Here is a 509-nt window from a genome sequence, read left to right as displayed (position 1 = left end):
GCCCTGGACGGCACCGGCTGGCACCCTGCCTCCTGGCGGGAGCCGGTGTCCCGGTCCAAGGACCTGTTCACCGCCCGATACTGGGCCGACCTGGTCGCCGAGGCCGAACGCGGCCTGCTCGACCTCGTGACCATCGAGGACGGTCTCGGCCTGCAGTCCTCCCACTACGGCGAGCCGGACGGCCGCACCGACCAGGTCCGCGGACGCCTGGACGCCGTACTGATCGCGTCCCGGATCGCGCCGCTCACCCAGCACATCGGCCTGGTGCCGACCGTGATCGCCACCCACACCGAGCCGTTCCACATCTCCAAGGCGATCGCCACCCTCGACTATGTGAGCACCGGCCGCGCGGGCCTGCGGGTGCAGCTCACCGCCCGCCCGCACGAGGCCGACCACTTCGGCCGCCGCACCTTCGCCCCGCTGAGCCTGGAGGAACTCCGGACCCCGGCCGGACAGGAGCGGGTCACCGAACTCTTCGTCGAGGCCGCGGAATACGTCGAGGTGGTCCG

At 72.1% G+C, this 509-nt stretch carries 1 protein-coding gene; it reads left to right on the top strand.

Going from position 1 to position 509, the window contains the following annotated elements; translation table 11 throughout:
* The coding region (locus tag BZY54_RS49035) for an LLM class flavin-dependent oxidoreductase (protein WP_143668496.1) at positions 1-509 on the top strand (509 nt) is incomplete at both ends.

Origin of the sequence: Streptomyces carpinensis (assembly GCF_002154505.1) — a bacterium.
In the GTDB taxonomy this organism is placed as follows: Bacteria; Actinomycetota; Actinomycetes; order Streptomycetales; family Streptomycetaceae; genus Streptomyces; species Streptomyces carpinensis.
This window is presented reverse-complemented; position numbering and strand designations above follow the sequence as displayed.